This window comes from Rothia sp. HMSC072B04 (genome assembly GCF_001813725.1).
Taxonomy (GTDB): Bacteria; Actinomycetota; Actinomycetes; order Actinomycetales; family Micrococcaceae; genus Rothia; species Rothia mucilaginosa.
The window spans coordinates 61875-63453 of sequence record NZ_KV813813.1 but is presented as its reverse complement, the minus strand read 5'-3'; the positions used below and the strand labels follow the sequence as shown (position 1 = coordinate 63453).

At 55.8% G+C, this 1579-nt stretch carries 2 pseudogenes; both read right to left on the bottom strand.

Annotation, left to right across the window (positions count from 1 at the left end):
• Nucleotides 1-918 (bottom strand): annotated as a pseudogene (locus HMPREF2928_RS08125) (peptidase); the annotation flags it as partial.
• 365 nt (nucleotides 919-1283) lie between these two features.
• Nucleotides 1284-1579 (bottom strand): annotated as a pseudogene (locus HMPREF2928_RS08120) (gluconolactonase); the annotation flags it as partial.

Here is a 1579-nt window from a genome sequence, read left to right as displayed (position 1 = left end):
GTCGCTCCACGCCTCAATGACGTACTGCTTAGACGGATCCAGGGTGTTTGCGGGGAGCTTGATGGTGCGGTAAAGAGTGCCTCCCTCCAGGCGGGTTACGCCATCGGGACCTTCATAGTAGGACTTCATATCGCTCATCGCCAGGACGGGGGTGCCGGTGCCCTTCTCGCGAATCACGTACATGGCACCCTCACGGCCGGGCAGCTCCTCACCAACGAAACCCTCACCCTGAATCAGCAGTTCCTGATCCTTCGTGGTGTCCTTCAGGGCATCATACTTCCACTTAGGTGCCATGACTTCAGGATGGTAGGCGCGGGTGTACATCGGGTGGTGGGCGATAACGTTCTTGCGAGCCCAAATATCCTCAATGCTCGACTGGGGCTGGCCCTTAGCCTCGGTCAAAATACCCGTCTCGTAACGCACCTCATCCAGGGTGATACCCGGGAAATAATCAATGGGAGTGTAGAAGCTCTCCAGAGCCTTAGCCTTGATGGTCAGCTTCGCCTCAAAAGTGCCATCATCGGCAATGGTGAAGTCCTTACCCTCTTCAAAACGGAGCATCGACGTGGAAGGCTCAGCGTTACCGGGGCGGTCCTTCGTAGCAGCAATGTAGAAGACAACGGTGCCGTGCTGCTCACGCCATTCCTTGGTGAAACCGGTACCCTTCAGAGTCACGGTGCCACCCTCGCCGGTGTACAGAATGCCGTCATAATCAGCGGAGTACGTCGGCTGTGCCGCGGCGTCCTGAGCTACCGGCTTGGGGGTCACAGCATTTGCCGCCGGTGCATTAGCAACAGGTGCCGCATCCTGGGCGAGTGCCGGAGTCATCGGCAGAACCATAGCTCCAGCCAGCACCAGTGCGCCGCAACCCTGCGCCGCACGGAGGAAAGAAGACTTAGAGTTCGGAAGCGAGGACATACATCATCCTTACGGGTCGTACCCATCGGGATGATGCGGTTTCATAGGGTTTCTGGGGTGAGAAATCTCCGTTGAATCTGCGCCAACCCAATGAGAAAAGTGGTCGAATATCCCCATCGGTTTCGGGCACATTTTCACCCTATCAAAGGGTTGAACAGATGTCAGGAAACACTCAATGGAGACTTGAAGGTTCTGAGGGTTTTCACAGGTTGACCAGCCACTAAGAACTGAGAACCCAGCACGCTAAACTCAGCAAACTAAACCCCGAAAACAGAACCCCGCGCTCCCGAATAGAAAACCATTCGGGAACACGGGGTTATTCGTGCGACTAGTGTCGACAAGCAGAGCCAGTTTAGCGGGCCAGCTTATCGAGACTGGAAAGCAGTCAGAACAGTCTCCAGATGGCCGCGAGTCAGCAACTGCTTAGGAATGAAATACTGACCACCGTACACAGTAGGCAAATTCTGGCTCGCCCACAGAATCTCACGGTAGAACGGAGCACCAGGCTTAACATCCACATAGGGAGAATCGCCCTTCACCGCAGGAGAACCCGCCGCACGGTAGGTGAACGCCGCAACGGTAGCATTCGAGATACCGGCGTCCGCATGGAACTTACCGTCCGACCAACCGTAGCTGATGCCCTTCTCACGAACCCAAATGT